This window comes from Paraburkholderia sp. RL18-085-BIA-A (assembly GCF_046027075.1).
GTDB lineage: Bacteria > Pseudomonadota > Gammaproteobacteria > Burkholderiales > Burkholderiaceae > Paraburkholderia.
The window spans coordinates 1-18,234 of the sequence record NZ_JARESU010000020.1 but is presented as its reverse complement, the minus strand read 5'-3'; the positions used below and the strand labels follow the sequence as shown (position 1 = coordinate 18,234).

14 protein-coding genes and 3 pseudogenes are annotated in these 18,234 nt (G+C 62.0%); 8 read left to right on the top strand and 9 right to left on the bottom strand.

Annotated elements, in window-relative coordinates; genetic code table 11:
* Positions 1 to 7 precede the first annotated feature (7 nt).
* Positions 8 to 1,228, bottom strand: a complete 1,221-nt coding sequence (locus P0D89_RS16145; RefSeq protein WP_408359091.1) for a helix-turn-helix domain-containing protein — start codon at positions 1,226 to 1,228, stop codon at positions 8 to 10.
* Positions 1,229 to 1,367: 139 nt separating this feature from the next.
* Here P0D89_RS16145 and P0D89_RS16140 point away from each other — a divergent pair, with 139 nt between their 5' ends.
* Both P0D89_RS16140 and P0D89_RS16135 read left to right on the top strand, forming a co-directional pair.
* Positions 1,368 to 2,132 (top strand): DUF899 domain-containing protein, encoded by a 765-nt coding sequence (locus tag P0D89_RS16140; protein WP_408359119.1) that lies wholly within the window; start codon positions 1,368 to 1,370, stop codon positions 2,130 to 2,132.
* Entirely contained in the window at positions 2,129 to 2,956 is an 828-nt protein-coding gene (locus tag P0D89_RS16135; protein WP_408359092.1) for a DUF2182 domain-containing protein, read from the top strand. The genes P0D89_RS16140 and P0D89_RS16135 overlap by 4 nt, the downstream gene beginning before the upstream one ends.
* Positions 2,957 to 3,058: 102 nt before the next feature.
* On the opposite strand, the gene P0D89_RS16130 is transcribed toward P0D89_RS16135, so the two are convergent.
* Together P0D89_RS16130 and P0D89_RS16125 are read right to left on the bottom strand one after the other, a co-directional pair.
* The gene (locus tag P0D89_RS16130) at positions 3,059 to 3,247 is read right to left on the bottom strand and encodes a hypothetical protein (protein WP_408359094.1); all 189 of its coding nucleotides are present in this window, start codon (positions 3,245 to 3,247) and stop codon (positions 3,059 to 3,061) included.
* Between the two features lies 1 nt (position 3,248).
* A complete protein-coding gene (locus P0D89_RS16125; RefSeq protein ID WP_408359096.1) occupies positions 3,249 to 3,650 on the bottom strand; it encodes a helix-turn-helix domain-containing protein in 402 nt (133 codons plus the stop codon).
* Between the two features lie 243 nt (positions 3,651 to 3,893).
* On the opposite strand from P0D89_RS16125, the gene P0D89_RS16120 reads away from it, so the two are divergent.
* Complete coding sequence (locus P0D89_RS16120; RefSeq protein ID WP_408359098.1) at positions 3,894 to 4,370, top strand: YqhA family protein; 477 nt, start codon at positions 3,894 to 3,896, stop codon at positions 4,368 to 4,370.
* A gap of 82 nt (positions 4,371 to 4,452) precedes the next feature.
* Here the strand turns inward: P0D89_RS16120 and P0D89_RS16115 are convergent.
* The 3 genes and pseudogenes from P0D89_RS16115 to P0D89_RS16105 form a co-directional block, all read right to left on the bottom strand.
* A pseudogene (locus P0D89_RS16115) lies at positions 4,453 to 5,312 on the bottom strand (class I SAM-dependent methyltransferase).
* A 279-nt stretch (positions 5,313 to 5,591) separates the two neighbouring features.
* Entirely contained in the window at positions 5,592 to 7,805 is a 2,214-nt protein-coding gene (locus tag P0D89_RS16110) for a beta-glucosidase (protein ID WP_408359100.1), read from the bottom strand.
* Between the two features lie 507 nt (positions 7,806 to 8,312).
* Positions 8,313 to 9,293 carry a hypothetical protein gene (locus P0D89_RS16105; RefSeq protein ID WP_408359121.1) on the bottom strand — a complete coding sequence of 327 codons (981 nt, stop codon included), beginning with the start codon at positions 9,291 to 9,293 and terminating at the stop codon, positions 8,313 to 8,315.
* A 620-nt stretch (positions 9,294 to 9,913) separates the two neighbouring features.
* Between P0D89_RS16105 and P0D89_RS16100 the strand changes: the two genes are divergently transcribed.
* Both P0D89_RS16100 and P0D89_RS16095 read left to right on the top strand, forming a co-directional pair.
* The gene (locus P0D89_RS16100) at positions 9,914 to 11,257 is read left to right on the top strand and encodes a sensor histidine kinase (RefSeq protein ID WP_408359102.1); all 1,344 of its coding nucleotides are present in this window, start codon (positions 9,914 to 9,916) and stop codon (positions 11,255 to 11,257) included.
* Between the two features lie 2 nt (positions 11,258 to 11,259).
* Positions 11,260 to 12,261, top strand: a complete 1,002-nt coding sequence (locus P0D89_RS16095) for a response regulator (protein ID WP_408359104.1) — start codon at positions 11,260 to 11,262, stop codon at positions 12,259 to 12,261.
* A gap of 55 nt (positions 12,262 to 12,316) precedes the next feature.
* Here the strand turns inward: P0D89_RS16095 and cqsA are convergent, their stop codons facing one another.
* Entirely contained in the window at positions 12,317 to 13,606 is a 1,290-nt protein-coding gene (gene cqsA, locus P0D89_RS16090; RefSeq protein ID WP_408376911.1) for an alpha-hydroxyketone-type quorum-sensing autoinducer synthase, read from the bottom strand.
* 351 nt (positions 13,607 to 13,957) lie between these two features.
* Entirely contained in the window at positions 13,958 to 14,404 is a 447-nt protein-coding gene (locus P0D89_RS16085; RefSeq protein ID WP_408359108.1) for a Fur family transcriptional regulator, read from the bottom strand.
* A gap of 332 nt (positions 14,405 to 14,736) precedes the next feature.
* Here P0D89_RS16085 and P0D89_RS16080 point away from each other — a divergent pair, with 332 nt between their 5' ends.
* Positions 14,737 to 15,039: an Arm DNA-binding domain-containing protein gene (locus P0D89_RS16080; protein WP_408359109.1), complete on the top strand. Its 303-nt coding sequence runs from the start codon at positions 14,737 to 14,739 to the stop codon at positions 15,037 to 15,039.
* Between the two features lie 17 nt (positions 15,040 to 15,056).
* Positions 15,057 to 15,611, top strand: a pseudogene (locus tag P0D89_RS16075) (IS6 family transposase); the annotation flags it as partial.
* 176 nt (positions 15,612 to 15,787) lie between these two features.
* Here the strand turns inward: P0D89_RS16075 and P0D89_RS16070 are convergent.
* Complete coding sequence (locus P0D89_RS16070; RefSeq protein ID WP_408376908.1) at positions 15,788 to 16,945, bottom strand: porin; 1,158 nt, start codon at positions 16,943 to 16,945, stop codon at positions 15,788 to 15,790.
* Positions 16,946 to 17,433: 488 nt separating this feature from the next.
* Here P0D89_RS16070 and P0D89_RS16065 point away from each other — a divergent pair.
* Positions 17,434 to 18,234 (top strand): annotated as a pseudogene (locus P0D89_RS16065) (transposase); the annotation flags it as partial.

The following is an 18,234-nucleotide window of genomic DNA, read 5'->3' as shown; positions in this document are numbered from 1 at the left end:
CGCCATCCTAATCAAAGGGTAGTGGAGAGGGGAGTAACAAGGTCGTCGCGAATCCGGGCAGGGGCGGAGTGGTCCAACGCCGCGCTCGCCCGCGGCCGAACGACTGCACTTTGCCCGCCGCCGCGAGCGAGTCGAGTGCGCGCTGCACGGTGCGCTGACTCGCGCCGAGCACCAGCGCGAGCGCCGAACTCGACCACGACTCGCCGTCGGCGAGGAACGCGAGCACCTGCGCATGCGCGCCGTCCACCGGCCGCGCGAGCACGACGACCTCGCTTGCGCGGCGCGGCATCAGCACGAATCCGCGCTTCGTTGCGCTCACACCAGCCAGCGTTCCAAGCGCCGCGCGCAGCCGCCCGATTTCGACACGCAGGCGCACGCGATGCGATTCATCGGCGCGCTTCGCCCGGAACGCCCGTGCGACGAGTGTGTCCCTCGGCACGTCGTCGGGCCACGCTTCGCCGAGCGCGCGGGCGAGCGCGAATAGCACCGGTCGGCTGGCGAGCGAAACGATCGTGCTTTTGTCGCGCATCACATGACGGCACGCATCCACAACGAGCGCTTTCGACCCCAGCAACGTTTCGACCTCTTCAAGCAGCAGGAGCCGCTCCTCGCCACGCGCAATCAGACGCGCCGCCGGCGTGTTCAACACGAGCGCGGCACTTTCGACCTCCGCCATCAGCGCCGGGATGCCGGCCTGGCGCGCGGCGCGCGCGGCCCGTGCCAGCGCCGCGCGCGCGGTCTTCGTGTTGAGGCGCCGCAGCGCGACGCCTGCTACGACCAGTTCGTGAGCGGCCCTCAAGGCGGGCGGGAAAAGTGTCGGGACAAGGCCGGCAAGCGCCCGTTCTGCGTCGTCGAGATGCCCGACCAGCAACAGACGCCGCACCTGCAGATAGCGCGCATGCGCGGCGTTCACGCGGTCGCCATGCGCCTCGAGCGTCGCCCTCGCGGCGTCGAGCGCCTTCGTGGGCCAGCCCAGGTCGCGTGAGGCGAGCGCGATCTCGGCCTCGGCGACGACACATCTCGCGCGAGCCGCGGCGTCGCCGGACCCGAACGCTCGCGCCGCGCTTCGCACGAGCAGCTTCGCCCGGGAGAAATCGCCGAGTTGCGCCATCGCGATGCCTCGCAACGCGAGCGCCGGCGCGTCGCCGCGCAACGCGACACGGTTCAATGCGCCGAGCGGATCACCCGCCGCGAGCGCTCGCGCCGCGGCCGTGATCAGCGAGTCCATGGGTGATTCCAATCCCGCCACACTTGTCACTCCCATCCACTGGACGTCCGGTACTAATCTAGCACGGCCATCAACCGGTACACGACGCCGTAGCGGGAATGGCTCGCACGGCGACGCACAACCAACGGAGGAACCCATGATGACGACACACATGACCGGAACACGTGAAGAGTGGCTGGCCGCGCGGCGCGAGTTGCTCAAGGCGGAGAAGGAGTTCACGCGGCGCGGCGACGAGCTGACCCAGCAACGCCAGGCGTTGCCGTGGGTGAAGGTCGACAAGGACTACCGGTTCGAGACCGATGAAGGCCGCGCGTCGCTGCCCGAGCTCTTCAGAGGACGCTCGCAGCTGCTCGTCTACCACTTCATGTTCGGGCCGGACTATAAGGCGGGTTGCCCGTCGTGCTCGTCGATCGCGGACGGGTTCGACGGCTTCGCCGTGCATCTGGCGAATCACGACGTGATGCTGTGCGCGGTGTCGCGCGCGCCGCTCGCGAAGCTGCAGACGTACAAGCGGCGGATGGGCTGGACATTTCCGTGGGCGTCGTCGGCAGGCGCCGACTTCAACTTCGACTTCAACGTCTCGTTCACCGAGGAACAGCAGCGCACGGGCGATATCGAATACAACTTCGCGCGCGGCGGCCACGCGATGGACGTGACGCCGGTGCCGCCGCCCGTCGCCGAATTCGCGGCCATGTCCGGTACCGACGCGGCCACCTACTCGCGCGAACGGCCGGGCGTGAGCGCGTTCGTACTGGAGGACGGCGTGGTCTATCACACCTACTCCACCTACGCGCGCGGCGTGGACGCGCTGTGGGGCATGTACCAGTGGCTCGACCGCGCGCCCAAAGGGCGTAACGAGACGGGCATCTGGTGGCGCCGCCACGACGAGTACGACGAACGATGAGCCCGCTCGCGCGTACCGTTCACGCTGCCGGGACCGTGCCACGCGCGCGGCGCGTGACATCCGACGCGGTTTTCGTCGGCGTGTCCGCGCTGTGCTTCGCCGCCAGCACGGCGGCGACGATCGCGGGGAGCGCGTCGATGTCCGCGATGGGCGAATTGCCGATGCCCGGCGGCTGGACGATGTCGAGGGCGTGGATGCCGATGTGCGGACAGACGTGGGCCGGTGTCGCTGCGTCGTTAGCCGGTATGTGGGTCGTCATGATGGTGACGATGATGCTGCCGTCCCTCATGCCGATGCTGTGGCGCTATCGCGAAGCAGTTGGCGGGACACGCGTCGGGCGGCTCACCGTGCTGGTTAGCGCGGGATATTTTGGCGTGTGGGCCGTGTTTGGCATCGCCGTTTTTGCGCTCGGCGTCACGCTTGCCGTGCTCGTGATGCGGTTGCCCGCGCTGGCGCGCGCCGTGCCGGTCGCGGTCGGCATGGTCGTGCTGCTCGCCGGCGCGCTGCAGTTCACCGCGTGGAAGGCCCGCCACCTCGCATGCTGCCGCGCGTCGCGGGGCCACTGCCGCAAGCTACCGGCGGATGCGCTCGCCGCATGGCGGCACGGGGTGCGCCTCGGTCTTCACTGCTGCCACTGCTGTGCGGGACTGACGATGATGCTGCTGGTCATCGGCGTGATGGATCTGCGCGCGATGGCTGTCGTAGCAACGGCCATTACGTGCGAGCGTCTGGCGCCAGGTGGCCAGCGCGTCGCGCGTGTGGTCGGCGCGATGGTTGTCAGCGGCGGAGTGTTTCTCGTTGCGAGGGGCGTCGCACTGGGATGATGCTTTCAAACCAGCCGTCCGACCAATGGACAGCGCACCGCCGGCCACGGACAGCGCATGCGCTGCAGCCGGGCCGGCGGTGTCGCGTAACAGGATTGGGGTTCAGCCGGAGTGCTTGAGGCTTGCCTGCGCATGCGCTGCACGCCACGACCGGTATTGCACGAGACTCGCGACAAGCGTGACGAGCGAGCAACCAATCACATACCACGCGGGCGACGCGGCGGAGCCGGTGACCCGGATCACCGTCGACGCAAACAGCGCTGCAAAGCCGCTGAAGACGACGACAGACACGTTATAAGCAAGCGCGATCCCGCTGAAGCGCACCTGCACCGGAAAGAAATCCGCAAGCAGCGACGCCCACGTGCCGCGTGTCAACCAGTTCGTCGCCGTACCAGCGCGACATCACCACGTCGAAACCGGAATGCTCGCTCAGCTCGCGCATGATGGGCTGCCCTACTTTGAGCAGCGGGTCCGACACGCGCAGGTGATAGTCGAGTTTGATGATGCGCGGGCCGAGCCCGTATTCGCCGCCTGGGAAACGCACCAGCATGCCGGACTCCACCAGTTCACGCACATAGCGATTGGCGGTGGGCAGCGAGCAATCGAGTTGCGCCGCGACTTCTTCGGCGGAGAGAAACGGCCGCGCCTCTGAAAACAGTTCGAGAATGGAAAGAAGCTTGGCGATACTCGACATCGAAGGATGAGTTCCCGGTTGTGGTCGACAAATTATGGCCAGATGGATTGGGTGGCAGCCGCTGTTGCGCGCGCGTGGTCCAAAGTGGCACTACCGGCGATTTCCAAATCGACGCAATGGACTAGCATCGCATTTCGGGGACCTATACTCTGCGATACGGCCAATGATCGGATCGGGAAGGTCTAGCGGATCTAATGGGTCGGCGGCTTGCCCAATCATGCTTACCAGACAGAGGTTCCTTCGATGCTGCGACGTATCCTGGCTTCGAGCCGCTACATCATGATCATTCCCGTCGTCGGGACGTTTCTGGGTGCGCTGACGTTGATCGTGTACGAGTCAATCGTGTTGTTCTCGAGTGTCATCTTTGCGATGCGCGACGGCCCCGTGGCGGCTAAATCGGTGAAGATCTTCGCGGTCGGGATCGTCGAGGCGGTCGATGTCTTTCTGATCGCTATCGCGGTCTACATCATCAGCATCGGCCTCTATTCGCTATTCATCGACGACAAGCTGCCGTTGCCCAAGTGGCTCGAAGTCAACAATCTCGAAGACCTGAAGGGCAATCTGGTCAGCGTCGTGATTGCGGTCCTCGCCGTTCTGTTTCTGCGCGAGGCGGTCGCCTGGGACGGCACGCGTGAAATCGCTGCTTTTGGCGGCGCGCTAGCACTGATAATTGCCGCACTGACGTTCTTTCTGATGAAGAACAACAGCCGGCGGCAATGATGGCGCGATAGCCGCGCGGCCGGCTCCAGGACGAAACGCTCATTCGAATTGCCATGCCGGCGCGGAACGCGCGCAAAAACAGCTAGGTTTTGGCGACCAGCAGTTCCTCCGCATTGTTCGGCGGACGCAGACCATCCGGTCTGCCAGTGAAATAGCGCTGCGTAAGATCGGCCGCCGACACATGCTGCGTTTCCTTAAAGCCTGCTTCACGAGCCAGCGCCAACATCTGCGGCGGCGTGAAAAAGCTCAGGAAAGGCGTGCCGCACGCTCGCGCGCCCTGCTCCGCCATTTCGAGTCCGGGTCGCACCTCGGGGTCCGCCATCTCCAGCGGCAACAGAAACGTCATGGCGAGCGTCGAGCCTGGTGCGAGGTCCGCAACCTGCCGCAGCGCAGCCGCGTTCGCTTCTTTCGTCAGATACATGCTGACGCCGGTGGAGACCACGATCGCCGGCTGCCTGCCGTCGAAGCCGGCAGTCGCGAGCCGGTCTCGCCAGGTTTCTCCCGCCTCGAAGTCGACCGGCACGAAGCGCACCAATCCGGAACGCCGAAGCCAAGCTCGATCAGGCGCTGACGCTTCCATGCCTGCGGCCCCGGCTGATCGACCTCGAACACCGTGAGGCGAGACGCTATCTCCGGCCTGCGCTGCGCGAAGCTGTCGAGGCCCGCGCCGAGAATGACGTACTGTGTCAGCCCGCGGCTGGCCTGCTCCACGACCAGATCCTCGATGAAGCGCGCGCGAGCCACAATCGAAGCGCGGAAAGGACGCGTGAATTGCGGGTCCATGTCACCGCGACTGCGCCAGCCGTCGTCAGGCGCGAGCAGTTGCAGGCCGACTTTGTCTTCCAGCACGTGTGGCGGCGCATCGGCCTCGACATGCAGAGCGCGCCAAAGGGCGACTCGCGCTGCCGTGCTGTCCGGCGCCGCATCTCGCTTGTCGTTCATGACTTTCAAGCCTGTTTCTTCGTCGTTGGCGAATCGCGGAGAACGTTGTCACAGCTCATCCGCATCGAGCAATGCGACGAGGATATCATCTGAAATAGACAGTGCACGCCCAGGGAAAAAAGGCGGAGTGCAATGCAGTCCGCCTTTTACTTCGGTTACCGAATCAAATTCCGGCTCGCGCTAGCGAGATGGTTTGCGTTCCTGCTCGCACGCCCTTAAGCCGGGACTACGCCGGGCGCGGAGCGTCCCGCGCCCGGCTGCGTAACGAGAGTACGGCGCTTAACTCCCTTGCAAGCGAATATCACGCGACGACGCGCCGACATAAACCGTCCCGCCCGGCACATACCGCCAGCCGTTGCGCGACGTGTCCCACACGCTCTGCATACGCGGCGTGACGGTGATGCGCACGTGGCGCGCTTCGCCAGGATTCATGCCGATCTTCTCCCAGCCGACGAGACGCCGCGGCGGTTCGCCGCTGTAAGGCACGCCGAGATACACCTGCGGCACTTCCGCGCCCGCCACTCGCCCGTCGTTGCGCACGGTGAACGACACGTCGATCGAGCCGTCATGCCGATGCGAAACCGACAGCCCAGAGTACGAGAAGTGCGTGTACGACAACCCATAGCCGAACTCGAACATCGGCGTGATGTTCTTCGCGTCGTACCAGCGGTAACCCATGTCCAGCTTCTCCGCGTAGACCGGATCGGGTTCGAACGTGCCGTTCTGCCCCCACGTCGGCGTGTCCTGATCGCGCAGCGGGAACGTGACGGGCAGCTTGCCGGACGGATTGACCTTGCCGAACAGCACGTTGGCGATCGCCTGGCCGCCGGCCTCGCCCGGATACCACGCTTCGACGATCGCGGCCACGCGGTCCTTCCACGGCATCAGCACCGGGTTGCCGCTTTCCACGACGACGATCGTGCGCGGATTGGCGCGCGCCACAGCGTCGACGAGCGCGTCCTGGTTCGACGGATTCGCGAGGCTCAGACTCTGCAGATCGCCGAAGTCCTCGCCGGCAGGCTGCGCGACGACGACGATCGCGACATCGGAATGGCTCGCGAGCGCCGCCGCCTGGTCGATCTCCGTTTGCGTGTACGTGCGGAACGGCGTCTGCTGATCGCTATTGCCGGCAAAGCTCACCTGCGCCGACGGCGCGAGCGAGCGGATCGCCGCGACGATAGGCGTATTCAGCTTCAGCCACGGATTGGTCCACCAGCTGCAACCCGTCGACGTGCCGAACGTCAGGCCGCCGCAACCGGCGAACGAGCCGGTGACCGGATCGCGCGTATTGCCCGAGCCGCCGCCCGTCAACACGGCCGCATCGGCGTGGCCGCCGATCACCGCGATGCGGGTCAGCGACGCTGCCGAAAGCGGCAACTGCTGGTTGTCGTTCTTGAGCAGCACCATCGACTGTTCGGCTGTCGCCTGCACGAATGCGTTCGCGCGGGCGAAGTCGATGGTCGCGCCGCCCTTCGCGGGATCGTCCATCACGCCGATGCGAATCATCACGTACAGCTTGCGGCGCACCATGTCATCGAGGCGCGCGGTCGACACCGAGCCGTTCGCGATCGCCTGGCGAACCAGGTCAGGCGTCAGATAGACGGTCGAGCCGACATCTTCTTCCTCGTCGAGTCCGGCGTTGATCGCTTTCGCGGTGCTGTGCGCCGCGCCCCAGTCCGACTGGACCTGCCCTTCGAAGTGCCAGTCGTTCTTCAGCACGTCGTTCAGCAGATGCGAGTTTTCGCATGCATAGTCGCCATTGAGCCGGTTGTAGCTGCACATCACGCTGCCGGGCTGGGCGCGCCTTGCGGCGATTTCGAATGGCAACAGATACAACTCGCGCAGCGTGCGCTCGTCGATCTGGCTGTTGCCGCCGCCCCGGTTGTGCTCCTGCTCGTTGCCAGCGTAGTGCTTGATGGTGGCGATGACCTTCTGACTCTGCGTGCCGTCGGTGCGCTCGGCGAGCATCTCGCCGGCGAGCACCGGGTCTTCGCCGAGGTACTCGAACAGCCGGCCGCCGCGCGGCTCGCGCGCGAGATTTGTGCCGCCGCCGAGGCCCATGCCGAAGCCTTGCGCACGCAGTTCCACCGCGACCTGTTTGCCGAACTCGGACGACAGCCGGCGGTCCCAGCTTGCCGCGACCGCGATCGTCGCGGGGAAGGTCGTGCTTGCCTGCGTCGTGCTGCCGGAGCCCGTCGCGGAGTCGACCATGTTCAGATCAGGAATGCCCAGACGCGGCACGCCTTGAATGTAGCCCGCGCCGCCGCCCGGCACGCTGGACATCGCGTACTGCGAGTGAATGAACTGCAGCTTTTCGTCGAGCGTCATTTTGCCGACGAGGGAGTCGGCGCGCCGATGCGCGACCGCCGATTCGAATGCGCTCAGCACCGCTGAAGTAGGCGCGAAATCGAGTGGAAAATTGGGCGCTTCCGCTCGGGCAGCAACGCACACGGTCGCCGCTAACGCGACGGCCGGCCATAGTTTGATCTGCATATCTGTGTCTCCGAAATTCAGCTTGGATGGGGCGATGCGAAAGCGGAGCGCGTCGAATGGGTTGACAGCGGACGCGAGGGCCGGCGACGCAGGGTGACTGCGAACACGAATGCCTGCCAGCGGAGAATCGGGCCAGCCGGATTGGCTGTTAGCGATCCTCCGTGTGAGGTAATGTAAGAATGTAGTCTGACTACAGCATCGGTATTTTTACTAATATTCAATGCTTTTATGCTGAATGGCGTCTGTTAATTAAAGTGAATGGCAGTTCAAAGCCTTTAACGCCTGGTCGCCAATACATTCAGCACCTAAATCACCGGAATTATCGCCAGATTTCATGACATGCGAATGTGTTACCGCTGTTGCTTTTTATTACTAATATTAGATTGATTTTTTAAATAATCCGGCCAAATAGCAATGCGCGAGTGAATGAATAATTTATGATTCGCGACGCACGTACCAGGCTGTTCATGCGCTGACTTTCGCTGTTGGCGCGGCCCGGCCCGTGCATTAGAACCGGTAGCCCACGCCAGCCAGAATCACGTCCGTGTCGCGGCTATAACGCGTCATCACGCGGTTCCACGTCAGACGCGCCGACCAGTGCCGCGTGACGCGATACGACGCCGACATCGACACGAGTCCCGACAGAACGCCGTCGCCCGAGCCGTTGTTGTCGTCCGAATTGCCGTGATGGATCGCCGCGTAGGCGCCCGCGCCGATGCCCAGCGTCAGGCGCTCGTCGAAGAAAGCCCGCGTCAGCCAGAGCTGCGCCGTCGCGCCGTCGCGCCGCGCGGACAGGCTGCTGCCTTCGTGCAGATAGCCGAGCGTCGCGTCGAGATAGTTGGTCAGCCCGCGCCGGTATTCGATCGCCTGCGCCGCCGCGGTCTGCGAATCGAGGCTGTTCAGGATCGTCACGCCGGCCATCAACGTGATCTCGTTGTTCGTGACCTTGCTCGTGCGCGGCAGTGCGAAGTCGCGCGGACCCGGCGTGTCCGGTGCGTCAAGCTGATAGCCGACGCCTAGCATCACGGCGGTGGTCGACGAGCCGTTGGTCACCTGCACATGATTGACCTGCAGATTGGCCGTCCAGCGCTGCGACGAGTACCAGGTCGCACGCGCGCTATAGACAACGCCCCAACCATGCGTGTTCGAATAGCCGCCGCCCTGCTCGGCAGCTTCGGTGTCGAAGTAGCGATACGGCCCGACGCCGAGCGCGACAACGAAGCGCCGCTCGAATAGCGGCAGCCGGCCCCACAACTGAACCATCGGGCCGTCGCGGTGATGATCGGGGATATGTCCTTCGTTGAGCCACGTGATGCTGCCCGCGAAGTAACGGCCGAATCCTTCGGTATAGTCGAGCGCCCATGAGTAGGAATGGCTATGCTCCCCCGTCAATGGACCGGCGTATAGCGCAAGCTCCTGGGCGAACGTTCGGGGCGGTGCCACGCAAAAGGCAGCGACGGCGATGAGAAGCGCGCAGGTAGTCTTCATCGTCATGTTGCAAGCCCGTGGCTACGTAACACGCACTGCCTGACGACCGGCGACTCTGGTCGTAGCTCGCTTGTATTGTGGCATGAGTTTTCGCCGATAGCCCTTCAAAAACAACGCGGATCGGTCGTAATTCTGTTTGCGACGCAGCTTGTCTGCCGCACCTCGCTCAATGCGAACCTCTCGTCGCGCGGCCTGACTTCGGGGGCGTGCTTTAATCGGATTCATTCAAGCATGGCGAATCTGAACAGCTCATTTAGAATGGGGTTTTTCCCGCTTATTGAATGGCCGGCAATAGGCGATTAGATCCGGCTTGCCCAGATTTCCGATGCTGGTTATCCGATCCAATTTGCATAATTGACGGCCGCTTCATTGACCTTTACTACATCCTGTACATGCATGTCCCATTGCAACCCTCTCCGGAATTTGCTCATTTACCGTGACATTAACGGCACCGTCGGTCAGAATTTGCGTGCATGTCGCGCCAACGGCCATCACGTAATGGCCGAGTCGCGCAGTGCCGCCGGATGCGTTGCTGTTTCAGACGCAGCGTGCGAACGGGGAGCGATCGTCGGGACAAGAGCCGCTCTGGACATTCCAGGTAGATTGCTGACTCCGCACAAATGAGCACAACCAGATTACCGCCGTGGGGCATTCGCAGACTGATGTCGATGCGCCCGCTGATTGCCCAGGCATTCGTCCCTGCCGCACGCAACCTGCAATACATGCATCGCAGGATGCGCCCCTTCGCGATTGTTGCGATCGTCGGCTTCCCGCTTTATTTCTTCATCTGGCACCAGCTATTTCCGCAGCCTTACGAGAACTTGCCGCTGCGGCTCATCGGCTCCGCGCTGTTCATCCCCATTCTGTTTTCCGAGCGCTGGCCGGCGCGGGCCAAAAAGTTTTTGCCCTACTACTGGTATGCAACGATCTTCTATTCGTTGCCGTTCTTCTTCACATTCATGCTACTGAAGAACAACGGCTCCAACGTATGGATCGAAAGCGCGTTGATCGCGGCCTTCGTAATGGTGCTGCTGCTGGACTGGTTCATGCTGCTGCTCAATTTCGTGATCGGCATCGGCGTGGCGTTCCTCGCGTACTGGCTGACCACGGACCCCGTCGTCCTCCATGCGGCCTATTCGGCCCACCTGGCGATTTTCTCGTTCGCGGTCGCAATCGGCGTGGTGGCGAACTACGACATGGACCGCATCCGGATCGAACAGGAGCGCGCGATGCTCGCCACCGCCGGCAGCATCGCGCACGAACTGCGCACGCCGCTTCTTGCGATTCGCTCCGGCGCGTCGGGTCTAGGCCGTTATCTGCCGTCGCTGCTCGAAACGTATTCCATCGCGCAACAGGGCGAGTTGCCGGTGCCGAAGATCCGCCTCGTGCATCTCCAGTCGATGGATGGCGTGCTCTCGCGTATCGAGCAGGAAGCCATTCATTCGAACGCGATCATCGACATGCTGCTCGCGAACGCGCGCTTGACCGGCGGTTTCTCGCACGGTGCCACTACGTGCTCGATTGCGCAGTCGGTCAAAAGCGCGCTCGAACGGTACCCGTTTCGCGACGGCGAGCGCGAACGGGTGCTCACCGACCTCGCTACGGACTTCACCTTCCACGGTTCGGAAATGCTGATGGTCCACGTGCTGTTCAATCTGCTGAAAAACGCGTTGCGCGGGATCGCGAGCGTCGATAGCGCGTTGATCTCGATCCGGCTCGTCAGCGGCCCGCGCACCAGCCAGCTGCTGTTCCGCGATACCGGCCCCGGCATCGCGCCCGATGTTCTGCCGCACATCTTCACCCGCTTCTATACGTCGTCGGCGGGTATCGACGACGCGTCGATCGGTACCGGCATCGGCCTCGCTTTCTGTCGCGACGTGATGCGCGCGGTGGGCGGCGCCATCGACTGCAGGTCTGTCGAAGGGATGTTTACCGAGTTTGCATTGACCTTTCCCCGGCCCTAACGATGCACACGATCAAACCATTCTACTTTCCGACCACGGTCACCTTCGTCGACGACAGCGCGACGTTCCTGTCGAATCTGTGCCTTCAGCTCGACCCGCAGCTCGCGTTCCGCCTGTTCAGTTCGCCGGGCGAAGCGCTCGAGTACGTGAACAGCCGCCCGCGGCCGGGCCCCTCGGACGAGCCGCTGTTCGCACCGTTTCGTGACCGCACCGACGAGGATGTCGCGCATCAGGTGATCGCGCTGAGCGTGAACACGGTCCGCAAACAGGTTCACAACGCGCAGCGGTTTCTGGCGACGTCGGTGGTGGTAGTCGATTACGACATGCCCGGCATGAACGGGCTGGAGTTCTGCCGCCGCATGACCGACCCGGCGGTGCGCAAGATCATGCTGACCGGCAAGGCGGACGAACACATCGCGGTGCAGAGTTTCAACGAAGGCATCATTCACCGCTTCATCCGCAAGCAGGATGCGTCGGCGGTCGCGACGCTCAATCGCACGGTGCGCGACCTGCAGAATGCCTATTTCGACAACGTGTGCCAGTCGATCCTGGACACGCTCGCGGACTCGGAGTACGCGTTTCTGCGCGATGAAGCGCTGGCGGCACGGGTGGCCGAGCTGTCCAGTTCGCTGGGTATCGTAGAGCACTATCTGTCGTACTGTCCGAGCGGGCTGCTGATGCTCGATAGCGCGGGCAGCGCGTATCTGCTGATCGTCCACACGAACGAAACGTTGCGGGGTCTGCGCGAAATCGCCGTCGAACAAGGCGCGCCCGCAGGCTTTCTGAACGCGCTGGATAGCCGCCGGAGCCTGCCGTACTTCTGGCAAACCGACGGCCATTACCCCGCGGACAGCGTGGCGTGGGAAAGCTACATGCATCCGGCGACGCAGTTCAGCGGGCGCCAGGACTACGTGTACTCAATCGTGCCAAACCCGCCGGGGCTGGATCTGAGCCAGGTGCTCAGCTACGACATGTACCTCGAACGGCTCGACGGCAAGAAGTAAAGCGCAAGAAAAAGACATGGAGTCCGCGCAAGCGGACTCCATGTCGAACTGCCTATCAGGCGGTCACGGCAGTCCGCTCTTCATGGCTCTCGCGTTTGCGTCTGCGCGACGACAATTCGTCACCGAGACGCCGCGTGGACGCCCATTTGTCGAGTTCGACCTCGCTACGTATGTCGCGGCACACGCTCGCGATCTTTTCGACCTGAGCGTCGGACAGCGCCGCATGGATCGACAGGCGCATCAGCGCGCGGTTGCGCGCCGTCGCGGGCGCACAGAACACCGAGCCGAAAATGCCGCGGGACTCCAGCGCGTCGCGCAACACGATCGTGCGCTGCTCAGTGCCCGCCTCGAGCGCGATGATCTGGCTCTCGCTGCCGTTCAGGTTGTACCCCAGTTCCGTCAGCCGCTGCCTCAACCACGCGGCACTCGAAGTGAGTCTCGCGCGGCGTTCGTCAGCGCGTTCGATCACCGACAGTGTCGCGTCGAGTCCACTGATCTCGTGCGGCAGCAGCGTCGAGCTGAAGATCGCGGGATTCGACTCGAACTTGAAGTACTCCTGGAACTCCAGCGGGCAGGTGATGAAGCCCGCGCGACCGGCGAACGCCTTCGCGAGACTAGCCGTGCGAAACGCGACGCGCGACTCCAGCCCGAGTTCGACCACGAGCCCAGCGCCGCGCGGACCGTGCGTGCCGAGCGAATGCGACTCGTCGACGACGAACACGCAGCCGTACCGATCACAGATGTCCGCGATGGCGGCGAGCCGGCAAACGCCACCGGTCGTGCTGTACACCGAGTCGACCAGCACCACGCCCTGCCCATACCGCCCGATCTGCTGCTCCAGATGCGCGATGTCGTTATGCCGGAACGCGACCGGCACCGCGCCCGCACTGCGAATGCCTTGCCACAACGACATGTGCGCCATCATGTCGACATAGACCGGCGTCTGCGCCGACGCAATCGACTGGATCAGCCCTGTATTCGCCGCATAGCCGGACTGGCACAAGACACCTGCCTCCGCGTGCATGAACGTGGCCAGCCGGTTTTCGAACTGCAACTGCGGACAGTCGCCGTGCAGGAAGATGCCCGACATCAACAGGCCGTTGCCGTTCTCTAACAGCGTGTCAGCCATGCTGCCGATGATGTCCGGGTGCCGAGCGATCGCGAGATAGTCATTGCTCGACAGATGCAGCGCATCGGCTCCAGCCGTGCGGCCGCGCATGATATGCCCTCCGCCCCAGGTTTCCTGCACTCGCTCACGGTAATAGCGTTCGACACGCGTTGCGACGAAAGCCGGCAATGTCGGCCGGCGATGCCCCTGTGCAGTCAGATCAAGTACGTTTTTCATTTTTGGCTCCATATGGTTAGCTGCCGTAGCGGACAGCGGGTCCATAGTGAGCCCGTCATTTATGGCTTGTGTGGAAACTCCAACAAGTTATGCGTTATGGGTGATACGGTCGTTCCAACGCGACGCTGGGAAGCCTGTGCGACTGCACGTGTCCGGAAACTGGACAACCGCAACGCTTTTAGCCGCTGGAACAAACATTGACGGCGACAGCATGCGCGCGGCACCTATCTTCGGAGACCGACGGCAGCTTCGCGAAACGGCAATGGTCGTGCAGAACGACAAGGTGTGCCGCGCAGTTGACCCTGCGCAAATGGCATTGCCCATGCGGCGAACGTTCGGCCACGCGACGCGCTATTTCCTGATCACCGTCCTCACCCGCACCGCACTCTTTCTGCACTCGGCACACAGGCCGAACACCACCAGTTGTCGCCCGGACACCTCGAACTCGAAGCTGTCCGCGACCGCCTGCTGGCGCTTCTCGATCTCCTCGTCGAAAAACTCGCGGATCGCGCCGCACGCCGTGCACACCAGATGATCGTGCTGCTTGCCGTCGTTCAGTTCGTAGACCATGCGTCCGTCGCCGAAAGCTACGCCGTGCAGCAGTTTCGCGTCCACCAGCAGCCCGAGCGCCCGGTAGAGGGTGCCCAGACTCAAATTGCGCACGTCCTCGTTCAGACGTTTGTAGAGATGCTCGGCGGTGAAGTGCTCATGGGCGTGCTGCTGAAAGAATTCCAGCAGGAGGACGCGTGGAAACGTAGGCCGCAAACCGGCACGCTCCAGAATTCGGTAAGTGTTCATGGACGTGATGGCAACGCAAAGCAGGCGGTCTGACGTACCAGGACCGCCTGTCAATGCAAAGAAGTGTCGGGGAAGGTTGTCGCCGCGCGTGGCGGGGCGATCTGCGAGTGGCCAAACTATGTGGGCCGCCTCCTTAAGAGAACCTTAAGTCCAAGGTCGAATCACAACGAATCAGTTCGAACAAGGGTTCCGAGCAAACCCCTGATTTTCCTAGGGATAAATGGTTCGCGTGGGAACACGACGGATCAGTACATTAAGCCGCCAAATGGTAGCTAGACTGGTAGCTGGAGGGCTCACATAATCCGCGTGCCGACACTCCGGAATCAATCGAAATGGCACGCAAGCATCACGCTCTAGACGAGCTCCAACTGCGCCGCTGGATCGCCGCCGGTGAACCAGTTGCCAAAGCCGATGGTGACGGACTTACCTTTACACTCTCGGACACCCGTGCCGCGACGTGGATATTGCGGTATAGCCGCGGCCGTCGCCGGCGTGAAATCACCCTTGGCCGCTATCCGGAACTGACGCTCTCCGAGGCGCGAAAGAAAACCCGCTTCTATCGCGCGCGCATCGACGCGGGCGAGGTCTGTGGTGCAAATAGCGCGATCAACGAATCGGTTAGAGTGTCGATCTGATCGATTCGAGGGCCGCGATGAGCAAGCTTAAGGGTCTGGACGGGCTATTCGCCGGCCGTCACTTTGATCGTGACGTGATCATTCTTTGTGTGCGCTGGTATCTGCGCTACAAGCTCAGCCTGCGCGATCTCGTCGAGATGATGGCCGAAAGGGGTTTGTCGCTGGCGCACACGACGGTCATGCGTTGGGTGAAGCGTTTTACACCGGAGTTCGTGAAGCGCTGGAATCGCTTTGCCATACCCGCAGGGCGGTCATGGCGCGTTGACGAGACCTATCTGAAGATTCGCGGCAAATGGGTTTATCTGTACCGGGCGGTGGATCGGGCTGGCCAGACGGAGGACTTCACGCTCAGGGCAAAGCGCGACGTGGCTGCGGCAAAAGCCTTTTTTAGCAAGGCCATCCAGCATCAGGGCCAGCCACCGGAGACGATCACGCTCGATGGGTATGCCGCCTCACACCGGGCGGTACGTGAGATGAAAGCCGATGGTCTGCTGCCTGCGGACACGAAGGGTCGGTGCTCGAAGTACCTGAACAATCTGATCGAGCAGGACCATCGCAACATCAAGTCCAGAACGAAAGATCCGGCCGTTGTCGTCTTCACGCACCTGCGCGTGCGCGGCCTCCGGCTGTGCGTCGTCGTGGAGCAACGCGGCGGGAAATGAAACCGGTTGCCAGTTGCAACTCCCCCAGGGCCCTTTGTGTCGCGGCCGCAAGGGAGTCGGTCGTCGATACGACTCAGTTAGACGAATCAGAAGTGGTGGCGAATGCCAAGCATTACCATTGTCTGATTGTTGGTGCTGGCATCATTGCCAAAGTCGGCAATGGATGCCGTTGCGGCCACCAACTGACCGGTTTCCGCGTCAATTGTGTTGCCGGAGGCCTTTTGATAGGCCGCCAGAGCATACAAGTCAGTGCGCTTGGACAACGAGTAGGCCGCGCCAAGACTGACCTGGTTGTAGCTGGCGTCGACGTTGTTGCCGCTGCCCTTCGTGTAGTTGTAGCCGAGCCCGAGCTCGATGGCAGCGTTCAACTGGTAGTTAACGAACGCCTGCGCCGTGTTGAACCTGGTGCCGTTGTTCGAGCCTGGGGCAGCCGCGTAGTTGCCGTAGTCAACGTTGCTATAGGCAGCGCCCAGCGTAACCGGACCGATTGCATAGGTACCGGCGGCACGGATGATTTGCAGCGTGGTCGCAGAAATAAACGCGCCATTGATGGCCGTCGAGTCAAGACCGGTCGACGTAAAGCCATCGTATGTCGAGGACGTACCATCGTTGTTCGCGCGAAGATAACCGGCAGCCAAATTGAAGGGGCCATGGTTATAGGCCGCCGCAATCGCGTAAGTCTGTCCGCCGCTAGTTTCGCCGGCTTCCCCGCCGAAGGCATACATGGCTGACACCTGGAGGCCGGCATAAGTCGGGCTGGTGTATTTGATCGAGTTGTTGACACGGGAACTGTTGTCGTAGTTATCCATGTCACCCGGTGTTGCAAAGGCCGAGCCGTATGTATCGTCCTCTGTCAGCGGTTGGATCAGGTCAACGAGCGGGTCGTATTGACGGCCGATGGTGACGGTGCCGAAACTCTTGTCAGCAAGACCAACCATTGCGGTACGACCGAACATACGCCCGCCCTGGCCGGCTTCGCCGTTGTTCACGTTAAATCCGGCTTGCAGATTGAAGATAGCGGACAGGCCGCCACCGAGGTCTTCGTTACCTTTCAAACCCCAGTTATCGCCTGTAAGCGTGCCCGATACCATCTGAAACGTTCCACCCGACCCGTGCGTTCCCTTCTGGTTACTAAAATAGGCGACCGCCGTGTCGATCGTACCGTACAAGGTGACACTGCTTTGGGCGTGCGCTGCGGATGAAACCACAACGAGGGCGGCGAGTGAGAGAGGCTTTAATTTCATAATCTGTTCCGATGTGAATGTGCCACTGTCTTGTAAGGTCGTCGCCTCGCATGCCACTTCGCGGATGCATCAATATGGCGTGAGCTTCGTTCCGACCACCGGGGCCATCGGATTTTTCTGGATTCACGTGATAAGGCATCCTACATTTTTGTTTGATCGAACAGGGTTCCTTTCAACGGTCATATCTATTGACCATCGCGCCCGTTCAATTCATGCGAGTGGCGCTGTCGGGCGGTCCCGGTAACAATCTAAACGCGAATTTAGGTTGTCAATTTTTCATTGTCATCGTTGTGAACTGAAAGAGTGAATTTCACCTGGCGTGGGGGGAGCCTAAACAGTTACGACCGTTGTACCTTGAAAGCTGCCGATTAGATGGCGCCTAGTCCAGAGTCCGGAGTGGGTCGAGCCCGTGTGAAAACGCGTTGATCGCCTAAACTGGATTAACTCATTCAGTATGGGTGACCGGATGAAGCGATTCATAGAAGGTGAACGTTGAACTGATGTGGCTCACCGGCCGTCTGGCGCCGGACTTCAAGACCATAACTGACTTCCGTCGCGACAACGACTTCGGCATTCGCAACGTGTGTCGCCTCTTCGTGATGCTGTGCCGTGAACTGAAGCTGTTCTCGCAAGCACTGGTTGCCATTGACGGCAGCAAGTTCAAGGCAGTCAATACGCGTGATCGCAACTTCACCGAGAGTAAGGTCGACAAGTGCCAGAAGCAGATCGAGGAGAGCATCCAGCGGTATCTGAACGCCCTGGAGACCGCCGATCGTACGCAACCCGCTGAGCTGGAAGCAAAGACAACCTGCTTGCAGGACAAGATCGCACGCTTGCGCGAGCAGATGCGAAACCTTGAGCAGATCAAGGAGCAGCTCAAGACGCAGCCAGACGGCCAACTCTCGATGACCGATCCAGACGTACGTTCCATGGCGACGAGCGGAAGAGGATCAGGTATGGTCGGCTACAACGTACAGGTGGCAGTTGACGCGAAACACCACCTCATCGTGGCTCACGAGGTCACAAACTCTGGCAGTGACCGGGCACAGCTCAGTCCGATAGCTAAAGCTGCGCGCGACGCTATGGGTAGGACCAGACTGCGGGCCGTCGCCGATCGTGGCTACTATAGTGGGCCTCAGATCAAGAAGTGTTCGGATGCAGGGATTGCGGTCATGCTACCGAAGCCCACGACGTCAGGTGCGAAATTCCATGGCCGGTTCGATAAGGCAGACTTCATCTATATTGCGCGGGACGACGAATACCAATGTCCAGCTGGAGAACGGGCAATT